At 37.3% G+C, this 26,171-nt stretch carries 25 protein-coding genes and 2 pseudogenes; 14 read left to right on the top strand and 13 right to left on the bottom strand.

Annotated elements, in window-relative coordinates; genetic code table 11:
• The first annotated feature begins 38 nt into the window (after window positions 1–38).
• From AC0IXC_RS20060 to AC0IXC_RS20035, 6 genes are all read left to right on the top strand, one after another.
• Window positions 39–632: a TVP38/TMEM64 family protein gene (locus AC0IXC_RS20060; protein WP_002011278.1), complete on the top strand. Its 594-nt coding sequence runs from the start codon at window positions 39–41 to the stop codon at window positions 630–632.
• A 56-nt stretch (window positions 633–688) separates the two neighbouring features.
• Window positions 689–1,252, top strand: a complete 564-nt coding sequence (lepB, locus tag AC0IXC_RS20055) for a signal peptidase I (protein ID WP_002011277.1) — start codon at window positions 689–691, stop codon at window positions 1,250–1,252.
• A 117-nt stretch (window positions 1,253–1,369) separates the two neighbouring features.
• On the top strand, window positions 1,370–4,885 hold the full coding sequence (addB, locus tag AC0IXC_RS20050; RefSeq protein WP_215590905.1) for a helicase-exonuclease AddAB subunit AddB: 3,516 nt from the start codon (window positions 1,370–1,372) through the stop codon (window positions 4,883–4,885).
• The gene (gene addA, locus AC0IXC_RS20045; RefSeq protein WP_326996820.1) at window positions 4,882–8,607 is read left to right on the top strand and encodes a helicase-exonuclease AddAB subunit AddA; all 3,726 of its coding nucleotides are present in this window, start codon (window positions 4,882–4,884) and stop codon (window positions 8,605–8,607) included. The genes addB and addA overlap by 4 nt, the downstream gene beginning before the upstream one ends.
• A gap of 23 nt (window positions 8,608–8,630) precedes the next feature.
• Window positions 8,631–8,909, top strand: a complete 279-nt coding sequence (locus tag AC0IXC_RS20040; RefSeq protein ID WP_002011271.1) for an RNA polymerase alpha subunit C-terminal domain-containing protein — start codon at window positions 8,631–8,633, stop codon at window positions 8,907–8,909.
• A 215-nt stretch (window positions 8,910–9,124) separates the two neighbouring features.
• Entirely contained in the window at window positions 9,125–9,832 is a 708-nt protein-coding gene (locus tag AC0IXC_RS20035; RefSeq protein WP_215590907.1) for a DNA alkylation repair protein, read from the top strand.
• Between the two features lie 50 nt (window positions 9,833–9,882).
• Here the strand turns inward: AC0IXC_RS20035 and gerPF are convergent, their stop codons facing one another.
• The 7 genes from gerPF to AC0IXC_RS20000 all read right to left on the bottom strand — a co-directional run bounded on the left by gerPF (window position 9,883) and on the right by AC0IXC_RS20000 (window position 12,143).
• Window positions 9,883–10,098, bottom strand: coding sequence for a spore germination protein GerPF (gene gerPF / locus AC0IXC_RS20030; RefSeq protein ID WP_001141570.1), 216 nt, complete (start codon window positions 10,096–10,098; stop codon window positions 9,883–9,885).
• A gap of 42 nt (window positions 10,099–10,140) precedes the next feature.
• Window positions 10,141–10,527 carry a spore germination protein GerPE gene (locus AC0IXC_RS20025; RefSeq protein WP_002125894.1) on the bottom strand — a complete coding sequence of 129 codons (387 nt, stop codon included), beginning with the start codon at window positions 10,525–10,527 and terminating at the stop codon, window positions 10,141–10,143.
• 14 nt (window positions 10,528–10,541) lie between these two features.
• Window positions 10,542–10,736, bottom strand: a complete 195-nt coding sequence (gerPD, locus tag AC0IXC_RS20020; protein WP_001052805.1) for a spore germination protein GerPD — start codon at window positions 10,734–10,736, stop codon at window positions 10,542–10,544.
• A 6-nt stretch (window positions 10,737–10,742) separates the two neighbouring features.
• Entirely contained in the window at window positions 10,743–11,357 is a 615-nt protein-coding gene (gene gerPC / locus AC0IXC_RS20015; protein WP_001070757.1) for a spore germination protein GerPC, read from the bottom strand.
• Between the two features lie 67 nt (window positions 11,358–11,424).
• Complete coding sequence (gerPB, locus tag AC0IXC_RS20010; protein ID WP_001012505.1) at window positions 11,425–11,631, bottom strand: spore germination protein GerPB; 207 nt, start codon at window positions 11,629–11,631, stop codon at window positions 11,425–11,427.
• A 14-nt stretch (window positions 11,632–11,645) separates the two neighbouring features.
• Complete coding sequence (gerPA, locus tag AC0IXC_RS20005) at window positions 11,646–11,867, bottom strand: spore germination protein GerPA (protein ID WP_001111190.1); 222 nt, start codon at window positions 11,865–11,867, stop codon at window positions 11,646–11,648.
• Window positions 11,868–11,963: 96 nt separating this feature from the next.
• On the bottom strand, window positions 11,964–12,143 hold the full coding sequence (locus AC0IXC_RS20000) for an aspartyl-phosphate phosphatase Spo0E family protein (RefSeq protein ID WP_002087032.1): 180 nt from the start codon (window positions 12,141–12,143) through the stop codon (window positions 11,964–11,966).
• A gap of 246 nt (window positions 12,144–12,389) precedes the next feature.
• On the opposite strand from AC0IXC_RS20000, the gene AC0IXC_RS19995 reads away from it, so the two are divergent.
• Window positions 12,390–13,289 (top strand): fumarylacetoacetate hydrolase family protein, encoded by a 900-nt coding sequence (locus AC0IXC_RS19995; protein WP_044438097.1) that lies wholly within the window; start codon window positions 12,390–12,392, stop codon window positions 13,287–13,289.
• A gap of 34 nt (window positions 13,290–13,323) precedes the next feature.
• Here AC0IXC_RS19995 and AC0IXC_RS19990 read toward each other — a convergent pair whose 3' ends face one another.
• Together AC0IXC_RS19990 and rocD are read right to left on the bottom strand one after the other, a co-directional pair.
• Complete coding sequence (locus tag AC0IXC_RS19990) at window positions 13,324–13,608, bottom strand: hypothetical protein (RefSeq protein ID WP_193652771.1); 285 nt, start codon at window positions 13,606–13,608, stop codon at window positions 13,324–13,326.
• Between the two features lie 106 nt (window positions 13,609–13,714).
• On the bottom strand, window positions 13,715–14,905 hold the full coding sequence (gene rocD / locus AC0IXC_RS19985; protein ID WP_000616665.1) for an ornithine aminotransferase: 1,191 nt from the start codon (window positions 14,903–14,905) through the stop codon (window positions 13,715–13,717).
• 150 nt (window positions 14,906–15,055) lie between these two features.
• On the opposite strand from rocD, the gene AC0IXC_RS19980 reads away from it, so the two are divergent.
• Entirely contained in the window at window positions 15,056–15,424 is a 369-nt protein-coding gene (locus AC0IXC_RS19980; RefSeq protein ID WP_002011256.1) for a YisL family protein, read from the top strand.
• Between the two features lie 53 nt (window positions 15,425–15,477).
• Here AC0IXC_RS19980 and AC0IXC_RS19975 read toward each other — a convergent pair whose 3' ends face one another.
• A complete protein-coding gene (locus AC0IXC_RS19975; RefSeq protein WP_002140810.1) occupies window positions 15,478–16,032 on the bottom strand; it encodes a DUF2777 domain-containing protein in 555 nt (184 codons plus the stop codon).
• A 242-nt stretch (window positions 16,033–16,274) separates the two neighbouring features.
• Here AC0IXC_RS19975 and asnB point away from each other — a divergent pair, with 242 nt between their 5' ends.
• The 3 genes and pseudogenes from asnB to katB all read left to right on the top strand — a co-directional run bounded on the left by asnB (window position 16,275) and on the right by katB (window position 20,291).
• Window positions 16,275–18,122, top strand: coding sequence for an asparagine synthase (glutamine-hydrolyzing) (asnB, locus tag AC0IXC_RS19970; RefSeq protein WP_061675293.1), 1,848 nt, complete (start codon window positions 16,275–16,277; stop codon window positions 18,120–18,122).
• A 189-nt stretch (window positions 18,123–18,311) separates the two neighbouring features.
• Window positions 18,312–18,765 (top strand): annotated as a pseudogene (locus AC0IXC_RS19965) (ferrochelatase).
• Between the two features lie 59 nt (window positions 18,766–18,824).
• Window positions 18,825–20,291, top strand: coding sequence for a catalase KatB (gene katB / locus AC0IXC_RS19960; RefSeq protein WP_431187520.1), 1,467 nt, complete (start codon window positions 18,825–18,827; stop codon window positions 20,289–20,291).
• 181 nt (window positions 20,292–20,472) lie between these two features.
• On the opposite strand, the gene AC0IXC_RS19955 is transcribed toward katB, so the two are convergent.
• On the bottom strand, window positions 20,473–21,705 hold the full coding sequence (locus tag AC0IXC_RS19955) for an ammonium transporter (RefSeq protein WP_002011245.1): 1,233 nt from the start codon (window positions 21,703–21,705) through the stop codon (window positions 20,473–20,475).
• Between the two features lie 157 nt (window positions 21,706–21,862).
• On the opposite strand from AC0IXC_RS19955, the gene AC0IXC_RS19950 reads away from it, so the two are divergent.
• Window positions 21,863–23,224, top strand: coding sequence for an alpha-amylase family glycosyl hydrolase (locus tag AC0IXC_RS19950; RefSeq protein WP_471653188.1), 1,362 nt, complete (start codon window positions 21,863–21,865; stop codon window positions 23,222–23,224).
• 18 nt (window positions 23,225–23,242) lie between these two features.
• Here AC0IXC_RS19950 and AC0IXC_RS19945 read toward each other — a convergent pair whose 3' ends face one another.
• Window positions 23,243–23,734 (bottom strand): YajQ family cyclic di-GMP-binding protein, encoded by a 492-nt coding sequence (locus tag AC0IXC_RS19945; RefSeq protein WP_002011241.1) that lies wholly within the window; start codon window positions 23,732–23,734, stop codon window positions 23,243–23,245.
• 284 nt (window positions 23,735–24,018) lie between these two features.
• On the opposite strand from AC0IXC_RS19945, the gene AC0IXC_RS19940 reads away from it, so the two are divergent.
• The gene (locus tag AC0IXC_RS19940) at window positions 24,019–24,873 is read left to right on the top strand and encodes a CvfB family protein (RefSeq protein WP_002011240.1); all 855 of its coding nucleotides are present in this window, start codon (window positions 24,019–24,021) and stop codon (window positions 24,871–24,873) included.
• A 266-nt stretch (window positions 24,874–25,139) separates the two neighbouring features.
• On the opposite strand, the gene AC0IXC_RS19935 is transcribed toward AC0IXC_RS19940, so the two are convergent.
• Complete coding sequence (locus AC0IXC_RS19935; protein ID WP_002030282.1) at window positions 25,140–25,439, bottom strand: hypothetical protein; 300 nt, start codon at window positions 25,437–25,439, stop codon at window positions 25,140–25,142.
• Window positions 25,440–26,070: 631 nt separating this feature from the next.
• On the opposite strand from AC0IXC_RS19935, the pseudogene AC0IXC_RS19930 reads away from it, so the two are divergent.
• Window positions 26,071–26,171, top strand: a pseudogene (locus AC0IXC_RS19930) (acyl-ACP desaturase); the annotation flags it as partial.

The following is a 26,171-nucleotide window of genomic DNA, read 5'->3' as shown; positions in this document are numbered from 1 at the left end:
GTAGAGGTAGTAATTAGAGTAAAGGGGTAAAGTGTAGAATGGATTTTCAAACGATCAAAGAGTATTTCTCACCAGAAAATATGGATCATATTGTTGAAAGTTATCGTGCGTTCGGACCGCTTCTCGGTATTGGCTTACCGATGATAGAGGCGCTTATTCCGGCATTGCCACTCATTGTGTTTGTGTTGGCGAATGCTGTTGCATTTGGTTTTTGGTTCGGTTTTCTTTATTCATGGATTGGGTCAGTAATTGGTGCAATGCTTGTATTTTTCATTATTCGTAGCTTTGGAAGAAGTCGTTTCTTTTCTTTTGTAAATAAGCATGAGAGAGTGCGAAAAGCGATGGGATGGATTGAAAGAAAAGGGTTCGCGCCAATCTTTGTTATATTTTGTTTTCCGTTCACACCATCTGCGCTTATAAATGTTGTAGCTGGTTTGTCTCGCATTAGCGTAAAACAGTTTGGACTAGCATTAGCATTTGGAAAGCTTGTTATGATCTTTATTTTAACGTATATCGGTCATGATTTAGTGTCATTTATTCATAAGCCGGTGAAATCGGTTATTGTGGGCGTTGTTATTTTCATTTTATGGTATGTCGGTAAAAAAATTGAAGTAAAGTTAGAACTACATTAGGAAAAGTCTTCTTTGTAAAGATAAGCTTCATCATTAAAGGGCGAGGGGAGAAGCGAATGAAGAAAACTTTGAAAAAAGAAGGGCTAGAGTGGGTAAGAACAATTTTAATTGGTGTACTATTAGCTGTATTTTTTCGAACGTTTTTCTTTTCAACGTACGTTGTAGAGGGGAAGTCAATGATGCCGACATTGCAAGATGGAAATATGCTCGTTGTGAATAAGGTGAGTTATCAAGTAGGGGACTTGAATCGATTTGATGTCGTCGTTTTTCATGCGAATAAAAAAGAGGACTATGTAAAGCGAATTATCGGTTTACCTGGGGATCATATCGAATATAAGCATGATAAATTATATATAAACGGACAATTCGTGGATGAACCTTATTTAGAGACGTATAAGAAAGAGACAAATGGACGGCAATTAACAGGCGATTTTAAACTAGAAGAGTTAACGAAAGAAAAGTTTGTACCACCCGGTTCTATTTTTGTAGTTGGTGACAACCGCCTTGGTAGCTGGGATAGTAGGCACTTCGGCTTTGTGAAAGCTGATACAGTTGTCGGTAAAGTTGATTTACGATATTGGCCGATTCAAGAGGTACAAACGAATTTCTCAAAAGGCTGATATAATAAAATGAAGTATAAGGAAAAGACAAACGAGTATGTTTGTCTTTTTTATCGTCCTATAATACAATTGTGATAGCAAACTAACGTTCGTTATGTAAGTGAAAGGTGGGGTTTCATGTCACTTCGATTTGTGATTGGTAGAGCTGGAAGTGGAAAAAGTACACTTTGTTTACACGAAGTGCAAGAAGAGTTAAAACAGCGCCCAAGAGGGAAAACAATATTATATCTTGTGCCAGAACAGATGACATTCCAAACGCAGCAGGCGTTAATTGGGAGTGAAGAGGTAAGAGGTTCTATTCGGGCACAAGTTTTTAGTTTCTCGCGATTAGCGTGGAAGGTGCTGCAAGAAGTTGGCGGAGCGAGTCGTCTTCATATTGATGAAGCTGGTGTACATATGTTGCTTCGTAAAATTGTAGAATCTCGTAAAGATGGATTATCGGTGTTTCAAAAAGCAGCGGAGCAAAACGGTTTCTTTGAACATCTTGGTAGTATGATTGCTGAGTTTAAACGTTACAATGTGACGCCGTCTAACGTATATGAAATGTGGCAACAATTAGACACGCATAGCAGTAGTGCAGAGCAAAAGCTACTAGCGAATAAAGTGTATGATTTACAGTTACTATATGATGATTTTGAACGTGCTTTAATCGGAAAGTATTTAGATTCAGAAGACTACTTACAATTATTAATTGAGAAGCTTTCAGACTCTGAGTATGTAAAAGGCGCGGAAATTTATATAGATGGATTCCATTCATTTTCTCCTCAAGAGCTAGAAATCGTTAGAGGGCTAATGAGATTAGGAACAAGAGTAACAATAACATTAACGATAGATGAAAAAACGTTAGCGCAGCCAGTGAATGAACTAGATTTATTTTATGAAACGACGTTAACGTATGAACGAATAAAACAAGTAGCGCGTGAAGAGAAAATAGAAATTGAAAAAACAATTCCACTTATGGAACAACCGCGTTTTCATTCTCCAGCATTAGCTCATTTAGAAACGCATTATGAAGCGCGTCCGAATGAAAAGTATCATGGTGAAGCGAGTGTAACAATTAGTACAGCAGCTAATTTACGAGCTGAAGTAGAAGGTGTAGCTCGTGAAATTAGAAGACTTGTGGCGGATGAAGACTATCGTTACCGAGATATCGCAGTCCTTCTTCGTAACGGAGAAAGTTATTACGACGTAATGCGAACGTTATTTACGGATTATAATATCCCGCATTTCATCGATGAAAAACGCCCAATGTCACATCATCCGCTAGTAGAATGTATTCGTTCTGCACTCGAGATTATTAGCGGGAATTGGCGTTATGATGCAGTATTTCGCTGCGTGAAAACAGAGCTTTTATATCCATTAGATGTAAGAAAAGAAGCGATGCGCGAAGAGATGGATGAGTTTGAAAACTACTGTTTAGCGTACGGTGTACAAGGGAAGAGATGGACTTCTGAAGATCCGTGGATGTATCGTCGTTATCGTTCTCTTGATGATGCGAGCGAAATGATAACAGACAGTGAGCGTGAAATGGAAGAGAGAATAAATCGACTTCGCGACGTTGTAAGAACGCCAGTTATTCGTATGCAAAAAAGACTGAAGCGTGCTGGAACAGTTATGCAAATGTGCGAAGCGGTATATTTATTTTTAGAGGAGCTTGACGTTCCGAAAAAACTAGAAGAATTACGTGTTCGTGCAGAAGAAAATGGAGATTTCTTATTTGCGACAGACCATGAGCAAGTATGGGAAGAAGTGATGAATCTTCTTGATACGTTCGTTGAGATGCTTGGCGAAGAGAAGATGTCCCTTTCAATGTTTACGGAGGTTATGTCGACAGGACTTGAGGCACTTCAATTTGCGAACATTCCGCCGTCACTAGATCAAGTGTTAGTTGCTAATATTGATCATTCTAGATTATCAGATATTAAAGCGACGTTCATTATTGGAGTAAATGAAGGAGTGATTCCAGCAGCGCCTATGGATGAAGGTATGCTTTCTGATGAGGAAAGAAATGTTCTCACCGCTGCAGGTATCGAATTAGCACCAACGACGAGACAAACTTTATTAGAAGAACAGTTCGTTATGTATCAAATGGTGACGAGAGCATCTGAGAAGTTATACATTTCCTGTCCGCTTGCGGATGAAGAAGGAAAGACGTTACTTGCTTCTAGTTTTATTAAAAAAATAAAAAGAATGTTCCCTGATGTGAAAGAATCGTTTATTACGAATGATGTAAATGACTTATCGCGTTCGGAACAAATCTCATATGTAGCAACGCCAGAAGTAACGTTGTCTTATGTCATGCAGCAACTGCAAACGTGGAAGCGATACGGATTTGAAGGCAATTTAGACTTTTGGTGGGACGTATATAACTTCTACGTTACTTCAGATGAATGGAAGCAAAAAAGTAGCCGTGTGTTATCAAGTTTATTCTACCGAAATCGTGCACAGAAACTAAGTACAGATGTAAGTAGGGATTTATATGGAGATACAATTAAGGGAAGCGTTTCTCGTATGGAACTATTTAATCGCTGTGCGTACGCTCATTTTGCCCAGCACGGTTTATCGCTAAGAGAGCGTGATATTTTCAAACTTGATGCGCCAGATATCGGTGAATTATTCCATGCAGCGCTGAAGAGAATTGCAGACAAGCTATTACGTGAAAATCGGACTTGGGCGGATTTATCAATAAAAGAGTGTGAACACCTTTCTGCTTTAGTAATAGAAGAAATTGCACCGTTATTACAAAGACAAATTTTATTAAGTTCGAACCGTCATTTCTATTTAAAGCAAAAACTACAACAAATCATTTTCCGTACGTCACTTATTCTTCGTGAACATGCGAAGTCGAGTGGATTTGTACCAGTTGATTTAGAAGTACCGTTCGGTATGGGCGGGACTGGATCTCTTCCGCCAATGGAATTTGCGTTGCCAAATGGTGTGAAGATGGAAGTAGTTGGCCGTATTGACCGTGTTGATAAGGCTGAAGATGAGAGTGGTACGTTCCTTCGTATTATTGATTATAAATCAAGTTCGAAAGCGTTAGATTTAACAGAAGTGTATTACGGACTCGCACTTCAAATGTTAACGTATTTAGATGTTGTTACTTCAAATGCACATACGTGGATGAAAAAGGGCAGTACTGCATCACCGGCGGGTGTATTGTATTTCCATATTCATAACCCGATTGTTGAGATGAAAGGCGATGCATCTGAAGAAGAAATTGAGAAAGAAATTTTAAAGAAATTTAAAATGAAAGGTCTCGTACTAGGAGATGCTGACGTTGTGCGTTTAATGGATAATAAACTTTCAACAGGAAGCTCTGATATTATTTCTGCTGGTCTGAAAAAAGATGGTAGTTTTAGTGCGCGTTCTAGCATTGCAAGTGAACAAGAGTTTAACGTACTTCAAAAATATGTACACCACTCGTTTGAAAATATCGGAAAAGACATTACAGAAGGTGTTATCGATATTGCTCCTTACAAAAAGGGGAATAAAGCGGCATGTACGTTCTGTAACTTCAAATCTGTTTGTCAATTTGATGAATCACTTGAAGATAACCAATTCCGTACGTTAAAAGATATGAAAGATAGCGAAGCGATGGAGAAAATTAGAGAGGAGGTTGGCGGAGAATGATAGAAAATTGGCCTCAGAAACCAGAAGGTAGTCAATGGACAGATGACCAGTGGAAAGCGGTTGTAGCGAACGGACGTGATATTTTAGTCGCAGCGGCAGCTGGATCAGGGAAAACAGCGGTATTAGTTGAACGTATTATTAAAAAGATTATAAGTGAGGAAAATCCAGTCGATGTCGACCGCCTGCTCGTTGTAACATTTACGAATGCAGCAGCGCAAGAAATGAAAAATCGAATTGGGGAAGCGTTAGAAAAAGTATTAATTGATGGGCCAGGTTCACAGCATATAAGAAAGCAGCTTAGCTTATTAAATAAAGCTTCCATTTCTACAATTCATTCATTTTGTTTACAAGTTATTAGAGGATATTATTACATGCTTGATGTCGATCCTCGTTTTCGTATTGCGAACCAAACAGAAAATGAGTTATTAAAAGAAGAAGTGCTAGATGACATATTAGAAGAAGAATATGGAATCGAAGATAATAGTATTTTCTTTGAACTAGTTGATCGTTATACGAGTGACCGTAGTGACGATGACTTACAACGAATGATTTTAGCGCTTCATACAGAATCAAGAGCGCATCCAAACCCGGAGAAGTGGCTTGATAAATTAGTAGAAGCATACGACGTTGAAGGAAAGACGATTGAAGATTTAGTGTACGCTTCTTACTTATTAGAAGATGTGAAGTTTCAGCTTGAAACAGCGGAAAAGCATATTCGTAAGGCGACTGAACTCGCAATGCTTCCTGATGGTCCAGCGCCTCGCGTTGAAACTTTACAAGCGGATTTAGCTTTACTTGGAACGTTATCCTCAGCAGCGAGTGGATCGTGGACAAGCGTTTATGAAGCGATGCAAAATGTATCGTGGCAAACGTTAAAGCGTATTAAAAAAAGTGATTACAACGAAGATGTTGTAAAACAAGTAGATTCTCTTCGTAATAAAGCGAAAGATGAAGTGAAGAAATTACAAGAAGAGCTATTTAGCCGCAGACCCGAAAGTTTCTTACGAGATTTTCAAGATATGCATCCTGTATTAGAAAAACTCGTGAAGCTTGTAAAAGTATTTACAGAGCGTTTCCAAGCGATTAAGCGAGATAAAGGAATGGTCGATTTCACAGATTTAGAGCATTTCTGTTTGCAAATTTTAAGCGAGCAAAGTGAAGGCGGTGAAATGAAGCCGTCAGCAGTAGCACTTCAATATCGTAATAAATTTGCTGAAGTACTAGTTGATGAATATCAAGATACGAACTTCGTACAGGAATCAATTATTAAATTCGTAACGAAAGATTCTGAGAGTGAAGGAAACTTGTTCATGGTTGGTGACGTAAAACAGTCAATCTATCGTTTCCGACTAGCAGAGCCTGGTTTATTCTTAGGAAAATATAAACGTTTCACACAAGAAGGATCGGGCGGCGGAATGAAGATTGACTTAGCGAAAAACTTCCGTAGCCGTCATGAAGTGCTAGCAGGTACGAACTTTATTTTCAAACAAATTATGGGCGAAGAAGTCGGCGAAATCGATTATGATGCTGACGCTGAATTAAAGCTAGGTGCTAGCTATCCAGAAGGTGAAGATGTAGCGGCAGAGCTATTATGTATTCAGCAAACTGAGGAAGAAGTGCAAGACGGTGAAGAAGGTGCCGAAGTAGAAAAAGCGCAGCTTGAAGCTCGTCTTATGGCGCAGCGTATTAAAGCAATGGTCGATTCAGGCTATGCAGTGTATGATCGTAAAACTGATAGTATGCGCCCAGTGCAATATCGTGATTTCGTTATTTTACTTCGCTCCATGCCATGGGCGCCGCAAATTATGGAAGAGTTAAAACTACAAGGAATTCCGGTATATGCTGACCTTGCGACTGGTTACTTTGAAGCGACAGAAGTAAATATTATGATGAACGTATTCCGCGTCATTGATAACCCGATGCAAGATATTCCGCTTGCAGCTGTACTTCGTTCACCGATCGTTGGACTAAATGACGAAGAACTCGCGACGCTTCGTGCTCATGGAAAGAAAGGCTCGTTTTATGAAGTGATGAGCTCATTCTTAAAGGGAGCGCCGCTTGAAGAAGAACAAGAATTACATGATAAATTAGAGTGGTTTTATAACTTACTGCAAGGGTGGCGTGAATTTGCGCGACAACAATCACTTTCCGATTTAATTTGGAAAGTGTACGGTGAGACAGGCTATTACGACTTTGTCGGCGGTTTACCAGCCGGAAAGCAAAGGCAGGCAAACTTACGCGTACTATATGATCGTGCAAGACAATATGAAGCAACATCGTTTAGAGGATTATTCCGCTTCTTACGTTTTATTGAGCGTATTTTAGAACGCGGAGATGATATGGGAACGGCGAGAGCTCTTGGAGAACAAGAAGATGTTGTTCGCATTATGACGATTCATAAAAGTAAAGGGCTAGAGTTCCCAGTCGTATTTGTAGCTGGACTTGGTCGCCGTTTTAATACACAAGATTTAATGAAGCGTTTCTTACTTCATAAAGATTTCGGTTTCGGTTCACAATTTATCGATCCTCGTAAACGAATTAAATATACGACATTATCGCAACTAGCGATTAAGCGTAAAATGAAGATGGAATTAATTGCGGAAGAAATGCGCGTACTATACGTAGCATTAACACGTGCAAAAGAGAAGTTGATTTTAATTGGAACAGTTAAAGATGCAAATAAAGAAATGGAAAAATGGCTCGATGCAAGAGAGCATAGTGAATGGTTATTACCAGACCATATTCGTGCCGGAGCGTCTTGCTACTTAGACTGGATTGCACCTTCCTTATATAGACACCGTGATAGTGAAATGCTTCTTGAATTAGGACAAGGAAATATTCCAGGCGAAATTTATGAATATAGTGCTAGCTGGAAAGTAGAAGTTGTTGAAGGAAAAGATTTACTTGCACCAGAACCAGTTCAAGAAGAGAAACAAGAGTTATTAGAAGCGCTTCGTGATAAAAAAGCTGTTCCGTTAGAAAGTGAACGGAAAGAAGAAGTGTACGACAGATTGATGTGGGAATACGGGTATGCGGACGCGACATCTCACCGTGCGAAGCAGTCTGTTACAGAAATAAAGAGAAATTATCAATCTGAAGAAGGTAGCGATAACGCCTTTATTAAAAAACTTCGTGCACCAATTAAAACACGTCCGCGCTTTATGGAGAAAAAAGGGCTAACATACGCAGAGCGAGGGACAGCAGTCCATGCCGTTATGCAGCATGTAGATTTGAAGAAACCAATTACGATTGAAGTTCTTCAAGAACAAATTGCAAGAATGGTAAATAAAGAACTATTAACATTTGAACAAGCTGAAGAAATAGCGATTGAAAAGGTAATTTCATTCTTTGACAGTGACTTAGGTAAAAGGGTATTAGCAGCAAAAAGTGTTGAGCGCGAAGTACCATTTACGATGATGCTTTCAGCAGAAGAAGCGTATCAAGATTGGCAAGGGAAGAAAGGCGAATCAATACTTGTCCAAGGGGTTATCGACTGCATGATCGAAGAGGAAGACGGAATTACTTTAATCGACTTTAAAACAGATACGATTGAAGGAAAGTTCCCAGGCGGATTTGATCAAGCGAAACCAATTTTAGAAGACCGATACAAAGTACAGCTTTCACTATATGCAAAAGCACTCGAGAAAAGCTTAAAACATCCTGTGAAAGAGAAATGTTTATATTTCTTTGATGGAAATCATGTTGTAAATATTGACGAATAGAGCTTAGAAAGGGGTTATGGATTATGGCGACGTTAAGAACTTGTGATCAAGGACACGAGTACTACAAAAGTAGCGATTGTCCAACTTGCCCAACCTGTGAGAAAGAGAGAAAGCCAAAAGAAGGCTTTCTTTCTCTTCTTTCAGCACCAGCAAGGCGAGCGTTAGAGCACCATGGAATAACGACTGAAGCAGAACTTTCAAAGTATAGTGAAAAAGAAATTTTGAAACTGCACGGTATAGGGCCAGCATCTTTACCTAAATTGAGAGCGGCTTTAGAAGATAAGGGATTATCATTTAAATAAAAAAACTAATCATTAGCGGGGAGTAGCATCTTAACTAATGATTAGTTTTTATAATCGGTATTAATTAGCTAGATAAACGCGTATAACGAAATCCCATTTTGAAAATCGTAAATCGATGGACAAAACGCTTTAAAAGATGGAGTTATGAAGTATAGAGAACTTGATAAAGAAGATAAGCGAATTGATTATAATATTGAGGAAGGAAGTGCAACACGATGGATTTTGAAACAGTAATGCAAGAGCTTGAAACTCTCGGCAAGGAACGAACTAAAAAAATATACATATCCAATGGTGCAAAGGAGCCACTTTTTGGAGTAGCTACAGGTGCTATGAAACCAATCGCGAAGAAAATAAAAATCAATCAAAGTTTAGCTGAAGAGCTTTATGCTACAGGTAACTATGATGCGATGTACTTTGCAGGCATTATTGCAGATCCAAAAACTATGAAAGAATCGGATTTTGATCGTTGGATGGATGGGGCGTACTTTTATATGCTGTCCGATTATGTGGTAGCAGTAACTTTATCAGAGTCAGATTTTGCACAAGACGTTGCTGATAAATGGATTGCAAGTGGTGACGAACTAAGAATGTCAGCGGGATGGAGTTGCTACTGCTGGCTTTTAGGGAATCGAAAAGACCATGAATTTTCCGAAAGTAAGATTACCAATATGCTAGAAGTTGTGAAAAATACAATTCACGATGCGCCAGAACGAACGAAATCCGCTATGAATAATTTTCTAAACACCGTGGGGATTTCATATGTGCCGCTACATGAAAAGGCAGTTGAAACCGCAAAGGAAGTAGGCATAGTAGAACTAAAACGGGATAACAAGAAAAGTAGTTTTCTAAATGCTTACGAAAGTATTCATAAAGGACTTGATAGAGGAAGACTGGGGTTCAAACGTAAATATGTAAGGTGTTAAAAAACAGAAGGAAAAGCATTAGCTCTATACAAGAAGAGCTAATGCTTTTTTTACGCTGTTCCAATTTGATCTTGGTCTGCAACGTCCGAATCAAATGTATTTGTTGCGCTAACGCCGCTAAAAGTGTTGACGACAAATCCGACATTGGAAGCTCCAGAGCCGTTATAAGCTTTCGTATTTTCTTTCGGAGACACGTTATAAAAATCTCCTAAGTTGAAAGAGCCGTTACTGTTTTGAACGACAAGATTTCCTACAACCGAAGGCATACCATCCACCTACTTTACTAAGCTTTTTAATTACTATATGAATTATTTAGAGGAAGGTTCATCAGTAATAAATTGGCGGATTTGTAGCGTGCGAGAATTATTGAAAACATAGTCAACATTGCCGATTTGGAAGCACGCGGAATTTAAAAGGGTTCGCAAGTGAACATCATTTACTTCAATAAAAGGGCACTCATTTACAATATTTAGTTTTACATCTGTTGTTCGCTTTGGAATTGTAATGTACTCATCTGTAAAGATTTCAAACGCATCAAAACGACCTTCACCTTTTATATAACAAGGGATTTCTCGATGAACGATAAGTGCTCTATTTTTTAATTCTATTTGATTAGAATCCCCGGCCTGGAAGACAGCTGCAACCCCCATAGAAACGATAGAAACATTTTGTACAATTGAAGTATGACGGAGCATAATTTTTCCTCTCCTCAACCTGGAGTCGGAGGGACATCTGTTACTAATGGTACAAATGGCCCCTCTGTAACAGATTCGAATGGCGTATCAAGAATAGAAGAAAGGATGAGAAGGTTTGCATCCCCAATTAAAAATAATGCGGAAGAAGAAACCCCGTTCATTTTAATCTGGCCTACTTTTAACTCGCGGTTTACAACATTTAAATTCATGCATACTCACTCCTTTCGGAAATTGCCCGGTATGTGTTGAATAAAGGAAAGGAACGCCTTGTCAATATCTTGTTTCATCGCTTGAATAATGATGTCTCGTAAATAATCGGGATCTGTGGAAATACCCTCATACGATTGAACTTGTGATAAATAATATGGAAGTCTATGTTCCATCTGTTTTTTTATGTCATCCACCATCATTTGTCGATACATCTCATCAAGCGGCGTTCTCTCTTCTTGTTCAAAATGGAGAATTCGACTATATGCTTCTTCATCTAAATAGCGATGCATTTCTTGGAGGATACCTTGATAAAAGTCTGGATTTGTTTCTGTTTCAGGATTTACTTTTAATGTTTCTGTATCCACTTGAAAATCTTCAATTTGTTGCCCTTTTGTTGAAAATGGATTCAAGCCAATATTTAAAGTGCCGTTTAAATTTTCTACTTTTAATTGATCGAATTTATATTCCACTTTTCCTATAGAAGAGGAGGGACGACTTTTTAACTCATTAAGCTCTTCTTGTAGTAGGCGAACTTGCTCTTCAAGGTTTAGAATAGTTTGCTGCTGTATTTGGAGAGCTTGTTGAAGTTGGTGTAGGTAAGTATATATATCTTGATTCATTTGTGAAACCTCCTTTTCAATAGGGAGGGGAAATATATTCCTGCTATATATTTATGACAAGGATACCTTAAGAAGAACTAGTTGATGGTTTGATGGAAATAATTTGTCCTTTCGCATGTAAAGGGCGAAGCGGTTCTGTAAATCCGCCAGAATTTGAGAATTTAGAAAGAGCCTTAATACTACCTGCAGTTCCAATTTGAAAAACGGAAGAGGTCGTAATGCTATCGATTTTAATGCTGTTAATGATGATACTTTGGTTCACATAAAAATTCAATGCAATCGCCCCCTTTAGTTCGAACCAATTATTGCTTGATCAATTACATCTGAATCATTGACGGTCGTTGAGCTTTGATAATTGTAGACAGAGACGTTATCCCCAACATTAAATGAACCGGCTCCCGCAAAAGCGCGTGAATAACTAATAGGCCTAATCGCAAATACATCTCCAATATGAAAAATACCACTTGATCCAATGTTAACGATACGAATATGTCCGACCATAGCTGGCATACAAAACACCTTTCGTTTTTAAAATTTTCTTTTCTACTATTGTATGGGCGTTTTCAATAAAATGTGTATTTTTTCGAAATAAAAGAAACACATACGTTATTGCGTATGTGTTTCGAACATTTGAGTATGTGTGCAATCTGTATGTATAGGCCAAACAACATTTAAGAGCCTGTCCAATTCCTGGCTACAATCTACTGTTTTTTGAGAAGTCATTCCGTAGCGTTCAGCAAAATAGATCATTTTTTCGCGTTTTTTTTCGATAGCTTGCTCAAACATTGAAATCGGCTCCATCTCTCAATAAATTTTATGTATATATGTAGTACATATTATACAAAAATCCCATAAAAAAGAAACATCTTCGCTAAAAAAAGTATAATTTCTACATTTTATGTCAAATAACGGATGAGGAACAAATATAATAACGGTTGAATATTGTAAAAATTAGCGTGTATAAGAAGGTTTTTTTCTTAAGGATGCGAATACAATTAAAGGGTATGAGTTTTAGGATGGAGAGTGGAAGTATTGCGTTTTGTAACGGCTAAGAAAGAAGAAAAAGTATTTGTAGGTATTGTGGATGAAGAGGAAGAAAAGGTATTACATTTAAGAGAAGCGCAAAGACAAAAAGGGGAAAAGGTTACTATCCCAATTACCATGTTAGAGTGTATTGAAAGAGGAAGCGAATGTCTTGAGAAAGTGTACGATATTGTAAATTGGGCGAAGGAAAATGCGGGATCGGCGTATTATCCGTTAGCAGAGGTGAAAATATTAGCACCGATTCCAAGGCCGAGAAAAAATATTCTTTGTGTTGGAAAGAACTATCGTGAGCATGCGGTAGAAATGGGCGGAGTAGAGTCTATCCCTGAAAATATAATGATTTTTACAAAGGCGCCAACAACAGTGATTGGAATTGATGAGCAAATTAATGGTCACCCTCACGCGACGAATGAACTTGATTACGAAGGTGAACTAGCAATCGTTATCGGTAAGCGAGGGAAACAAATAAAAATAGAAAAAGCTCTTGATCATGTTTTTGGATATACAGTTATAAATGATGTAACTGCTCGGGATATTCAAAGAAAACATAAACAATTTTTCCTAGGGAAAAGTTTCGATACATTTTGTCCGATGGGACCGTATTTAATTCATAAATCGATGGTTAGAACGCCGAATGCATTACACATTGAAACAGTGGTAAATGGAGAAGTAAGGCAAACTTCAAATACGAGAGAAATGATTTTTTCAGTAGAAGAAATTATTTCAACTATAAGTAAAGGCATGACATTAGAGCCAGGAGATATCATTGCAACAGGGACACCAGCTGGTGTTGGTAAAGGTTTTACACCACCGAAGTTTTTACATGCTGGTGATGAAGTTGTTATTACAGTAGAGGGAATTGGTACGCTTAGAAATATTGTGAAATGAAAAAAGAGCTATCTTGTGAAAAGATAGCTCTTTTCTATGGGCGTGGATTAACGGAGTAATCTATGATGGCGAAAATATACAATCCGATTAATGCTAAAGTACAAATTCCAATTAGCATAACTGCAAGTGCGCTTCTCTCGCGGTCAAAACCGATAATTGTAAGGAAAACAGCAGCCCAAAATGATGTTTTGAGTAGTGTGAATGTATTAGGAGTTGAATAATGACTGAGTAAAGTTGTAGATAATATGAAGCCGATGAATGTCATAGAAATAAAAATTGTAGCTAAATTATTAATGTGTTTACCGTATTTCAATAGCATACAGTTACCCCCTTTTTAACGAAAAACAGAATATTCAATTTTATTTTACGATAAACTACTAAAAAAAGAAAGAGGTTGTCCTATATTTAGGACAACCTCACTATGATTAAGATAGTACAGCTTTAATTTTTTGGAACGCCCACTCTAAATCTTCTTCAGAGATTACTAGAGGTGGTGCAATACGAATTACGTTTTCGTGTGTTTCTTTACATAATAGACCAGCTGCTTTTAGTTGTTCACAGTAAGGACGAGCTGGCTCGTTTAATTCGATACCGATGAATAAACCTTTACCGCGAATGTCAGTAATCATTGGGTTATCAATTTCTTTTAATTGCCCAACTAGTTTTTCTCCTAATTGAAGAGAACGCTCTGTTAATTTTTCTTCTTCTAATACTTCAAGAGCTGCAATAGAAACAGCACATGCAAGTGGGTTACCACCGAATGTAGAACCGTGAGAACCTGGCTCGAATACACCTAAAATGTCGCTGTTTGCTGCAACACAAGAGATTGGGAATACGCCGCCGCCAAGTGCTTTACCAAGTATGTACATGTCAGGAGTTACATTGTCCCAGTCGCAAGCAAATACTTTACCCGTACGGCCTAAGCCTGTTTGGATTTCATCTGCTACGAATAAAACGTTTTCTTTTTTACATACTTCAAAAGCTTCTTGTAAGAAACCAGCTGGTGGAATGTTAATTCCTGCTTCACCTTGGATTGGCTCTAAAATGAATGCAGCTGTATTTGGTGTAATCGCAGCTTTTAACGCTTCTAAATCACCATAAGGAATTACAATAATGCCAGGAAGCATTGGACCGAAGCCGCGCTTGTACTCTTCATTTGATGACATAGAAACAGCACCCATTGTACGTCCGTGGAAGTTATCTTCACAAACGATGATTTCTGCACGGTTTGCTTCTACCTTTTTCACATCATAAGCCCAGCGACGAGCTGTTTTAATTGCAGTTTCAACAGCCTCTGCACCTGTATTCATAGGAAGTACCATATTTTTATTTGTTAGTTTCGCAACTTTTTCGTACCAAGGACCTAATTGATCGCTATGGAAAGCACGAGAAGTTAACGTCACTCGATTAGCTTGGTCAATTAAAGCGTTAATGATTTTTGGATGACGATGACCTTGGTTTACTGCAGAATATGCACTTAATAAGTCCATATAGCGGTTTCCTTCAGGATCTTCTACCCAAACGCCTTCTGCTTTAGAAATAACGATTGGAAGTGGATGGTAGTTATTTGCCCCGTATGTGTCTGTAAGTTCGATAATATCCTTAGTTTGAATCATGATTGTTCCCCCTTTTGTTATTACAAGAAGTTTGTAAATACTCTAAATATTATAGCATTTAAATATAAAAAAGCGAAACATTTCCTGAAAATATATGAACATGTTATCATATAGAGTGAAAAAGTGTGAAAAAGAGGAGGCAGGGATACGATGGTACATATGCATATTACAGCATGGGCGTTAGGATTAATTTTATTCTTCGTTGCGTATTCACTTTATTCAGCAGGAAGAAAAGGTAAAGGTGTACATATGGGGCTTCGCCTTATGTATATCATCATTATTGTGACAGGTTTCATGTTGTACATGAGTATTGTGAAGACGGCAACAGGTAGCATGCACATGTGGTACGGCATGAAAATGCTAGCTGGTATATTAGTAATCGCTGGAATGGAAATGGTTCTTGTGAAAATGAGCAAAAACAAACCAACAGGGGCGGTTTGGGGCTTATTTATTGTCGCGCTAGTAGCGGTATTATACTTAGGACTAAAATTACCGCTTGGCTGGTACGTATTCAAATAAAAATAAAACCACCTTATGATCTCAAATATTTGGGAGATAAGGTGGTTTTTATTTTATGTCGCATCAATATGCAACTCTTCTCCGTTTACTTTCGTAAATCGCAAAATATTTTTATTAGAGGAAGAGTGGCGTACAAAATGATGCTGCAATGTACAAATCATTTCGTCGTTATCGAATAAAAGAATATTTACTCCTTCGCATGCTTCCTCTTTTGGCAAGAAGGATAAATAATTATGACAATACATGCAATCATATAAAGAGTAATTAAGTGATTGCAATGATTCGGTTAATAATGTAAAGACAGAGTCAGGTAATTCCTCAAGCCATTCATTATAGCTAAGAAGTAATTTTTTTCGAATTCGTATCATTTCCCCGTTTTGGAGAGAATGTTGTTCATTTGCAATTTGTAATATGTCTTGTTCATAAAAACGAGCTGGTAGCCAATTGTTGTTATATAAAATTTCAAAACCATCTTCAGCAATATCTTCTAATAGAAAAGCCTCATCATTTTCATCATCAAAGAATACCCATTCTTTGTTTATATATTCTACATTACCGACTGTATGAGCGCGCGGTTGGTTATACAAAATGTGTTTGCGTTGTATCATAGTTCATTTCTCCTTTTATAGAAATAGTTATTCTTGTTATGGACAGTTCGTACGTTCTTTATAACTAGACACACCTAAAGATAGATGGGCATACAATAAAACACGCTTTACACTGTGAAACTGCTATTCCATATGTGGATAGTTAGTTATCGTCAAGTTTGTTGTTTTTATGTATCCGCACTCATAGGGTGGGGATTACTGCACGTTCGGAAACAGATATTAGATTAGGAAGGATGATTCTTATGTGCGGGATTACAGGATGGGTGGATTATAAACGCTCATTAGAAGGGGAAAGGGACATCGTGACGAAGATGGCGGAAACGCTAGCGAAACGCGGTCCAGATGATAATAAAGTTTGGATTAAAGGGAACGTCGCATTTGGGCATAAACGGTTAATCGTTGTAGATCCTGAAGGTGGTAAACAACCCATGACTTGTTTAAAAGACGAAACGAGTTATGCGATTTGCTATAACGGAGAGCTCTACAATACAGAAGATATTCGCAAAGAGTTATTAAGAAGAGGTTATACATTTAAAGGGCATTCCGATACAGAAGTACTATTGGCATCTTATATTGAATGGAAAGAAGAATGTGTCGATCATTTAAACGGTATATATGCGTTTGCAGTATGGGATGAGAAAAATGAACGAGTCTTTATTGCTAGAGATAGATTAGGTGTAAAACCGCTTTTTTATAAATATGATAGCGGACGATTATTATTTGGTTCAGAGTTAAAAGCGATACTAGCGCATCCAGATGTGAAGGCGGAAGTAACGTTAGAAGGGTTGTCAGAAATATTTGGCCTCGGACCATCTAGAACGCCTGGTCACGGTGTATATGCTGGTATTCAAGAACTGCGTCCGGGTCATGCAATGACGTTCTCAAAAGACGGTTTATGTATATGGAGATATTGGAATGTAGAAAGTAAAAAACATGAAGATTCATTTGAAGAAACAGTAGAGAAAACTCGTTTTTTATTACAAGATGCGATTACGAGACAATTAGTTTCTGACGTACCACTATGCACTTTTTTATCAGGAGGTGTAGATTCAAGTGCTATCACAGCAATTGCCGCGAAAGAGTATGAAAGATCAGGGAAAGGTCAATTGCACACGTATTCTGTTGACTATGAAGATAACGACAAATATTTTAAAGCGAATGCGTTTCAGCCGAATTCAGATGCACCATTTATTAATTTAATGACAGAGACATTTCAAACAATTCATCATCGCTGCGTCATTTCTAATGAACAACTAGCACAGTATTTAACAGAAGCAGTACTCGTTCGCGATTTGCCTGGTATGGCAGATATTGATTCTTCATTATTATGGTTTTGCCGTGAAATAAAACAAGATTTTGTCGTCGGTTTATCTGGAGAATGTGCAGATGAAATATTCGGCGGTTATCCGTGGTTTTATAGAGAAGATGATTTACAATCAAGTGCATTTCCGTGGATGCGTTCTACAGAAGCGCGTGAACAACTTCTGAAGAAAGAATGGAGAAATAAATTAAATTTACAACAATATGTACAACAACGCTATGAAGAATCCATTCAAGAAGTTCCTATTTTAGAGGGAGAAAGCCCATTAGAAGCGAAGAGACGACAATTATTTTATTTAAACATGGTATGGTTTATGACAACATTATTAGACAGAAAAGACCGTATGAGTATGGGGGCAAGCTTAGAAGTACGCGTTCCATTTGCGGACCACCGACTTGTCGAATATGCGTGGAATATTCCTTGGGAAATGAAAATGTATAAAAACCGCGAAAAAGGTCTATTGCGTAAGGCTTTAGAAGGATTACTTCCAAATGATATATTGTATAGAAAGAAAAGTCCGTATCCGAAAACGCATAACCCGCACTATACGAAAGCAGTCACAGTATGGCTCCAAGATTTATTAACGGATAAAGGCTCAATTTTGCATGAATTGTTCGATAAGGAGCAATTGAGCGGATTGATCCAGTCTGGCGGCAGTGCATTTCAAAAACCATGGTTTGGTCAATTAATGACTGGGCCGCAGCTTTTAGCTCATTTAGCGCAAATTCATGTTTGGTTTAAAGAGTATGGGGTAAATATTAAGGAATAGGGAAAGAGCGGCTTATATTTATGTGAGCCGCTCTTTTTCTTAAATAAATTGTCATATAAAATTCGAAATCATATTAGAAACAATACTTATTTAGAATTATTATTTTGACGTACTTATTATTGCTTGTTATAATTGGAAACAAATGTTCTTGAAAAAGATTCTCATTTCCAAAATTGAGGTGCTATATAGATGACGAAGAAGAAAATAGGTTTGCTTGTAATGGCATATGGAACACCGGAGTCATTAGATGATGTAGAAGCTTATTATACTCACATTCGTCATGGCCGTAAGCCATCTGAAGAAGCGCTCCAAAATTTAATCGGACGGTATAAAGCGATTGGTGGAATTTCACCGCTTGGGAAAATAATGAAAGAGCAGGCGCATAAATTAACAGATTCAATGAATAAAATGTTTACAGAGTATGAATTTGTTTGTTACTTAGGTTTAAAACACATTGCTCGATTTAGGAGTTTTATATGACACCGATTATGAATGTAAAGTTGTAACTGATGAATTAAATGCCGCATATTTTAGACTAAATATGCCCAATTCACAATCTGTATTTATTGATTGTTTAGCTGAAATTGTTTCCAAAAAAATGAAGGAAATAGTTGACAAGGATTTAATTTTGAATAATAATTAGTTTATAATAATTTTAAATAAATAATAATTACTATGAAGGAAAGAGGAGGATCACCCTTGATGAATCCAAATAAGCGCTTAACAACAAACCAAGGTGCTCCAGTTGGAGATAACCAAAACTCTCGTACAGCTGGTCGCCGTGGACCGGTATTGTTAGAAGACTATCATTTAGTAGAAAAACTTGCTCACTTTGATCGTGAACGTATTCCTGAGCGTGTTGTGCACGCACGTGGTGCAGGTGCTCACGGTGTATTCGTAACGAAAAACAGCATGCAGCAATATACGAAAGCAGCGTTTTTACAAAATGAAGGAACTGAAACACCTGTATTCGTTCGTTTCTCAACGGTTATTCATGGTCAAGGTTCTCCAGAGACAGCTCGTGATCCGCGTGGGTTCGCTGTTAAATTTTATACAGAAGAAGGAAACTACGATATCGTAGGTAACCACTTACCAGTTTTCTTCATTCGTGACGCAATTAAATTCCCTGACATGGTGCATTCTTTAAAGCCAGCACCTGATACAAATGTTCAAACGCCAGATCGTTACTGGGATTTCATGACGTTAACTCCAGAATCTACACATATGATGACGTGGGTATTTTCTGATTATGGTACACCGGCAAACTACCGTGAAATGGAAGGATTCGGCGTACATTCATTTAAATGGATTAATGCAGAAGGTAAAATTGTTTACATTAAGTATCACTGGAAACCACAGCAAGGTGTACGTAACCTAAGTGCAAAAGAAGTCGAGCAAGTGCAAGGAAAAGACTTCAATCATGCAACTCGTGACTTGTTCGATGCAATCGAAAAAGGAAATTATCCGAAGTGGGATTTACACGTACAAGTAATGCAACTAGAAGAAACGGATTCTTTAGATTTCGATCCACTAGATCCGACGAAAGTATGGCCAGAAGATCGTTTCCCATTAATTGAAGTAGGGACGATGACGTTAAATCGTAACCCGAAAAACTTCTTTGCGGAAGTAGAACAAGTGGCGTTCTCTCCAAGTGCAACTGTAAATGGTATTGAACCATCTGAAGATAAATTATTACAAGGTCGTTTATTCTCTTACCCAGATACGCAGCGTTATCGCCTTGGTGCAAACTATTTACAAATTCCTGTAAACTGCCCATACGCAGCTGTTCGTAATCAACAACGTGATGGTGCGATGCAAGTGGATCAAAACCCATCTACAATAAACTACGAACCGAGCCGTCATACTGAAAATCCAGTTGAGGACCCAACTTACCGCGATTCAACTATGAAAGTAGAAGGCTACGTATCTCGTGAAAAAATTGACAAACCAAATGATTTCAAGCAAGCGGGTGAGCGTTACCGTTCATTCTCTAAAGAAGAGCAAGACAACTTAATTGCGAACTTAACAAACGACTTAAAAGGCGTAAATGAGCAAACGAAATTACTAGCTATTTGCAACTTCTTCCGCGCAGATCATGACTACGGAATGCGTTTAGCAGGGGCGTTAAATGTTGATATTACGCAGTATGTAGGGAATGTTCCGAAGTAAATAGGAAAAGACGACTGTTAAACGGTCGTCTTTTTTGTGTAAAATCATGCAGGGTATTTTGCGTTTTAGCTATGTCAGAATTCGTCGGTAAATCGATATATTTATGGGAATACAGGATGGGGTATGCTAATCAGTGCGAAAAAAGAGATGCAATCTACTATTAATAGATTGCATCTCTTTTTTAATTTACTCGCTCAGTATACTCATAAGCTTTCTCCCCGTGCATCGAAATATCAAGCCCCATTTGTTCTTCGTGCTCATCGACGCGAACAGGAAGGAAGAAGTTAATTGCCTTAATAATGGCGTACGTCATTATGATCGTGAATGCATATGTTGCTCCGATTGCTACAAGTTGTTTGAAAAGGAGAGTGGCGTTTCCGTAAAATAATCCGTTAGCGCCATCGCTATTTATAGTAGTAGTAGCAAATAGTCCAGTTGCAATACCGCCCCAAGTTCCTCCAATGCCGTGGCATCCAAATGCATCGAGTGTATCGTCGTATCCGAACTTGTTTTTTAAGAAGAAGACAGCTCCGAAGCATAATATACCGCCAATTGCTCCGATAAGAAGAGCGGAGAAAGGTGTAACGAATCCACAAGCCGGCGTAATTGCGACTAAACCAGAAACAACCCCTGAAGCAGCTCCCATCGCAGTCGGTTTTGATTGGAAGAACCATTCAGAAAGCATCCAAGTTAGAGCTGAGGCAGCGGCGGCTATATTTGTATTAATAAATGCAGTTAAAGCTACGTCATTTAAAGATAATGCACTACCGACGTTGAAACCGAACCAGCCGAACCAGAGTAAGCCTGCGCCTAACATTGTAAAAGGTAAATGATGAGGGGAGGTGCCGCTTATGTTTTTTCGTTTTCCAAGAAAAATAGCTAATACAAGACCAGCAACGCCAGATGTGATATGAACGACATTACCACCAGCGAAGTCTAACGCGCCGAGTTCTCTCAGCCATCCGCCAACGCCCCATACCCAATGAGCGACAGGATTGTAAACGATTGTTGTCCAAAGAAGGATAAAAATAAGAAAGGCAGAAAATCGCATTCTTTCGGCGAATGCCCCTGAAATTAAAGCGGGAGTTAAAATAGCGAACATGAGTTGGAACATCATAAATAAATTGTGAGGAATAGTAGATGAGTAGTCTGGGTTTGGTGCGTAGGTAACTCCGTTTAGACCGAACCAATCGAGATTGCCGATAAGTCCGTGCCAATCTGGCCCGAATGATAAAGAATAACCGATAACAATCCATTGAATCGAAACGATAGCCATTGCGCTATAACTGTGCATTGTCGTGCTGAGTACGTTTTTACTGCGAACCATACCCCCATAAAAAAGTGCCAATCCTGGTGTCATCAACATGACCATTACTGTCGTTACAAAAATAAAAACTGTATCTCCCGTATTCATTCTCTCTCCTCCTATGATGTTAGAAAAAATAACATCTATATGTTATGTTTCATATCATATTCGAAATAAAAAGAAAAATCAACTAAAAATTCAGAAAACTTTTTAGATGATGTTAGAAAACCTAACATGATGTATTTTTGGGGGATAAAATCAACGTATGCGATTTGCTCTGAAAATTGGTATAATATTCTTACAATTGGAAGTTTGGGGGATGCGTGTGAAAAAAATATGGACTAAGGAACTATTCATTTGTTTTTGTTTAGCTGTTATTTTGTTTGTACCAGTACATACTTTTGCGGAAGAAAAAAGGGAATGGCGAGATGAAGTTATATATTCCATTATGATTGATCGCTTTAATAACGGAGAATCGAAAAATGACAAACAGTTAGACGTTGGTAATTTAGAAGGGTATCAGGGCGGAGATATACGTGGGATTATAAAAAGATTGGACTACATAAAAGAAATGGGATTTACTACTATTATGCTTTCGCCGCTTTTTGAAAGTGAAAAGTATGACGGATTAAGCGTTCGAAATTTTCAAAAAGTAAATGAACATTTCGGAACAGAAAATGATGTGAAAGAACTTGTAAATGAGGCTCACAAAAAAGGAATGAAAGTTGTCTTTCAATTTCCGTATGAAGAAAATGAACAACAATTAATAGACTCGATGAAATGGTGGATAAAAGAAGTCGATTTAGACGGAAGTTATGTGATACATAGTGAAAAAAAGCCGCGTGCTTTTTGGGATGAAGTGCAAAAGGATTTGCAAAAGGTAAAGAAAGATTTTCACATTATGACAAAGGAAGATAATGAGTACTATAAAAAAATAGTAGAGTCATTTTCAAAAGTAGATATGTCTGTGAAACCTTTATATGATGTGAGTGGAAAAGAAGAGGAATTCGCTACGTTTTTAGATAATCAAGAAACAAAGCGATTTGCACGTATTGCAAAAGAAAATATGTATTACCCACCGTCTCGTTTAAAACTAGCGATCACTTACTTGTTAACATCCCCGGGGATACCGAATTTTTATTACGGAACTGAAATCGCATTAGATGGGGGAGATGCTCCAGATAATAGACGATTAATGGATTTCAAATCTGATGAAAAGTTTATGCAGCACATAACGAAGCTAGGTGAACTTAGACAAGCGAGACCATCTTTACGACGTGGTACGTTTGAACTTCTATATGATAAAGATGGAATGAGTATATTAAAACGAAAGTATAAAGATGAAGTAACACTAGTAGCGATTAATAATACGAAAGAAACGCAAAAGGTCTCCTTACCTGTAAGTACAATTGGTGAAAAACAAGAGTTAAGAGGATTGTTAGAAGACGAAATTATAAGAGAAGAAAACGGAAAGTTTTATCTTGTTTTAAAGCGCGAAGAGTCGAATGTGTATAAAGTTAGCGAAGAAACAGGTGTGAATTGGTTGTTTATCTCCTTAATAGTCGGTGTGAACGTATTATTTATTGCTTTTTTAATTGCGGTTAAAAAGAAAAGATCCTCTGTATAGATAGAGGATCTTTTTTTCTTAGCGGTAGTTAATGAACTGTACGTCGATTGGTAAGTCGACGCTGCGAACGGCTGCGATTACTGCTTGTAAGTCATCACGGCTTTTCGCTGTTACGCGTACTTGGTCATCTTGTACTTGCGTTTTTACTTTTAATTTCATTTCTTTAATGATGTTGTTAATTTTTTTCGCGTTATCTTTATCGATACCTTGTTGCAGAGTTGCACGTTGGCGAACAGTATTACCAGATGCAGTTTCAACTTTTCCGTAGTCCAAGTTTTTAATTGGAACGTTACGTTTTACAAGTTTAGAAATTAGAACGTCTTTTACTTGGTCTAATTTGAACTCGTCCTCAGAAGTTAAAACAAGTACTTCTTTTTCTAATTTAATATCACTTTTACTACCTTTAAAGTCATATCGGTTTTGGATTTCCTTTAATGCGATGTTAATTGCGTTTGTTACTTCAGGTAATTCTACTTTCGAAACGATGTCAAAAGAACTCTCTTTTGCCATAGTTAGCACCTCCAAATAAATTTCTATCTTTTCATGCACCTAAATAGGCTATGTAATATACATATTAAAGTATAGCGGAAAATACATCGATTAGATAGAGTGTTGCAACTTAAGTGTTTTGACGGATCATCCGTAGAGGAATATAGTCCTATAGATACAGTCTTTATTTAATTATAGTGAATTTTGGGCAGTTGGACAAATAAAGGAAAAATCGTGTTATAATTAACTTTTGTTTGGAATGATAAAAAAGATAATTTTATATATATAGAAGGGAATTAAAAAATATGTATTTGCAATTAGGGTCGATTGAACAGGTAACTGTTTTACGCGAAACGGAAATCGGATATATGGTTGGAAACGAAGAGGAAGAAATCTTCCTACATAAAAACGAATTAGCTGGAGAAATTGCAGAAGGCGATACGATTGATGTATTCTTATACCTTGATCACCAAAATCGTATTTCAGCAACAATGAAGGAACCAATTATTACAACACATGATTGGAATTGGGTAAAGGTTGTAGAAGTTATTCCTAGTTTAGGTGTGTTTGTTGATATTGGTGTATCAAAAGATATACTAATTCCACTTGATGAGTTTCCAATTTATATGCCAGTATGGCCTCAGGAAGGCGACGAATTATATTGTACGTTAAAATTAACGAATCGTGATCGTTTAATTGCTCTTCCGGCAAGAGACAGTGATATGCAAGAAATTATCGTAGATGCAACGCCATCTATGCGTAATAAAAACGTAAATGGACGTGTGTATCGCTCACTTCAAGTTGGTTCATTCATACTAACTGACGAGCATTTCCGTGCTTTCTTACACCATACAGAAAGAAAAGAACAAGTCCGCATCGGTGAGCGCGTAACAGGTCGTATTATTGACGTGAAAGACGACGGTACAATTAACATTTCACTTCTTCCTCGTAAAGAAGAAGGAATGGAAGATGATGCAGCAGTACTTTATGCATATATGGAAGAACGAGGCGGAGCAATGCCGTTTTGGGATAAGAGCAACCCAGAAGACATTAAAGAACGTTTCAATATGAGTAAGGCTGCATTTAAGCGTGCACTTGGTAAACTGATGAAAGAAGAAAAGATTTACCAAGAAGAAGGCTGGACTTACTTTAAGAAATAAGATAAATGAAAAAGAACTATTTTTTCTCTTAATTTTTAAGAGAAGAGATAATTCTTTTTTTTATTATAAAGTACATAAAAAGTAAATAAGGTGTAATGAAATTCGCAAAATCTGAAGATATACAAACGACTAGAATACGGTATGGTTTTTATTATAACAAGAAAGAAGAGTATTTCGAATAAAAAGAATATTAAAATGAGTTTTTGGGCTTTTAGTTAACAAAGTTTCGAAAATACACACTTTATAAAGGTTTCCTTTAAATATGATTATTGTGTTTCGAGGGTTTCCTTATAAATCTTAGCTATATATTTTACAAAATCAATGATGGGATAGTGTATGAGCGAGCGGTGCTGCGTAAAACGAACTCCTGATTTTTCCATTTTTGAAATAATTTGTTCAATTTCCAACTCTTTTTGTTGTATCTTATTATAATTTTGATATACAATGTTTTTCCATTGATAGGAAGAACCATGAAAATAACTCTCTCCTTTTACCCTGTGATTAAATATTATTTCTATTTTTTCTCTACGTTGTCTTTCCTTCATATACGATTCCGTTGACTGCATGGTTATCGCCTCTTTCCTTTGTATTGTATACTGTTTCCGAAAATTCGGTCTAACTCATCATAGCCAATGTACAGTGATTTTGTTGGGGATTGTCGTTTAAGGCTATCTTATCAACTGTATATATTTTGCAATTTCTTAATCTAATATCTTATATCTAAATAAATTGTTAGTGTGTATAAAACGCCATTAATCTTTTAAGTTTTTGCTACCAATAACAAAATTAGAAAGTAGCGAAAACGGATGAAAGATAAATTCTTTATCAATCTTAATTATAAAACGATTCTTTATGGATATGCACCTTTTTATACTCACCAAGATTTACAATATGACGAGTATCTTCATCCATGAATGTTATCCTCTATTTGCTGAGGATAGTTTTTTTATTTAGGCTAAGCAACATATCGTATGCCTCAGAACCCTTTTTATAAAAAAGGACAATATATGTAACGGTTTCCCTTTTGATATGAAAAAAATCATATAGAAATAAAGCGTTCTTAAAGTGGTTTGTTAAAAATTTGTTGTATTTGACTTAAAAAAAGGAAAGTAATATTTATTTGTAGAAAATTTTTAAGGATACAAATGAATGTAAAAATAGAATGACTATCTACGATAAAAAAGGGGGCACTTATATATGCTAACAAATGATTTAGATTTTCGATTAGAACCACGTTTAAAAGAACTGTATGAACAACATAAAATAAGAGCGCAGAAGATAGACTGGGGTTATCATGA

The organism is Bacillus sp. AC266, from assembly GCF_979253805.1.
This window is presented reverse-complemented; position numbering and strand designations above follow the sequence as displayed.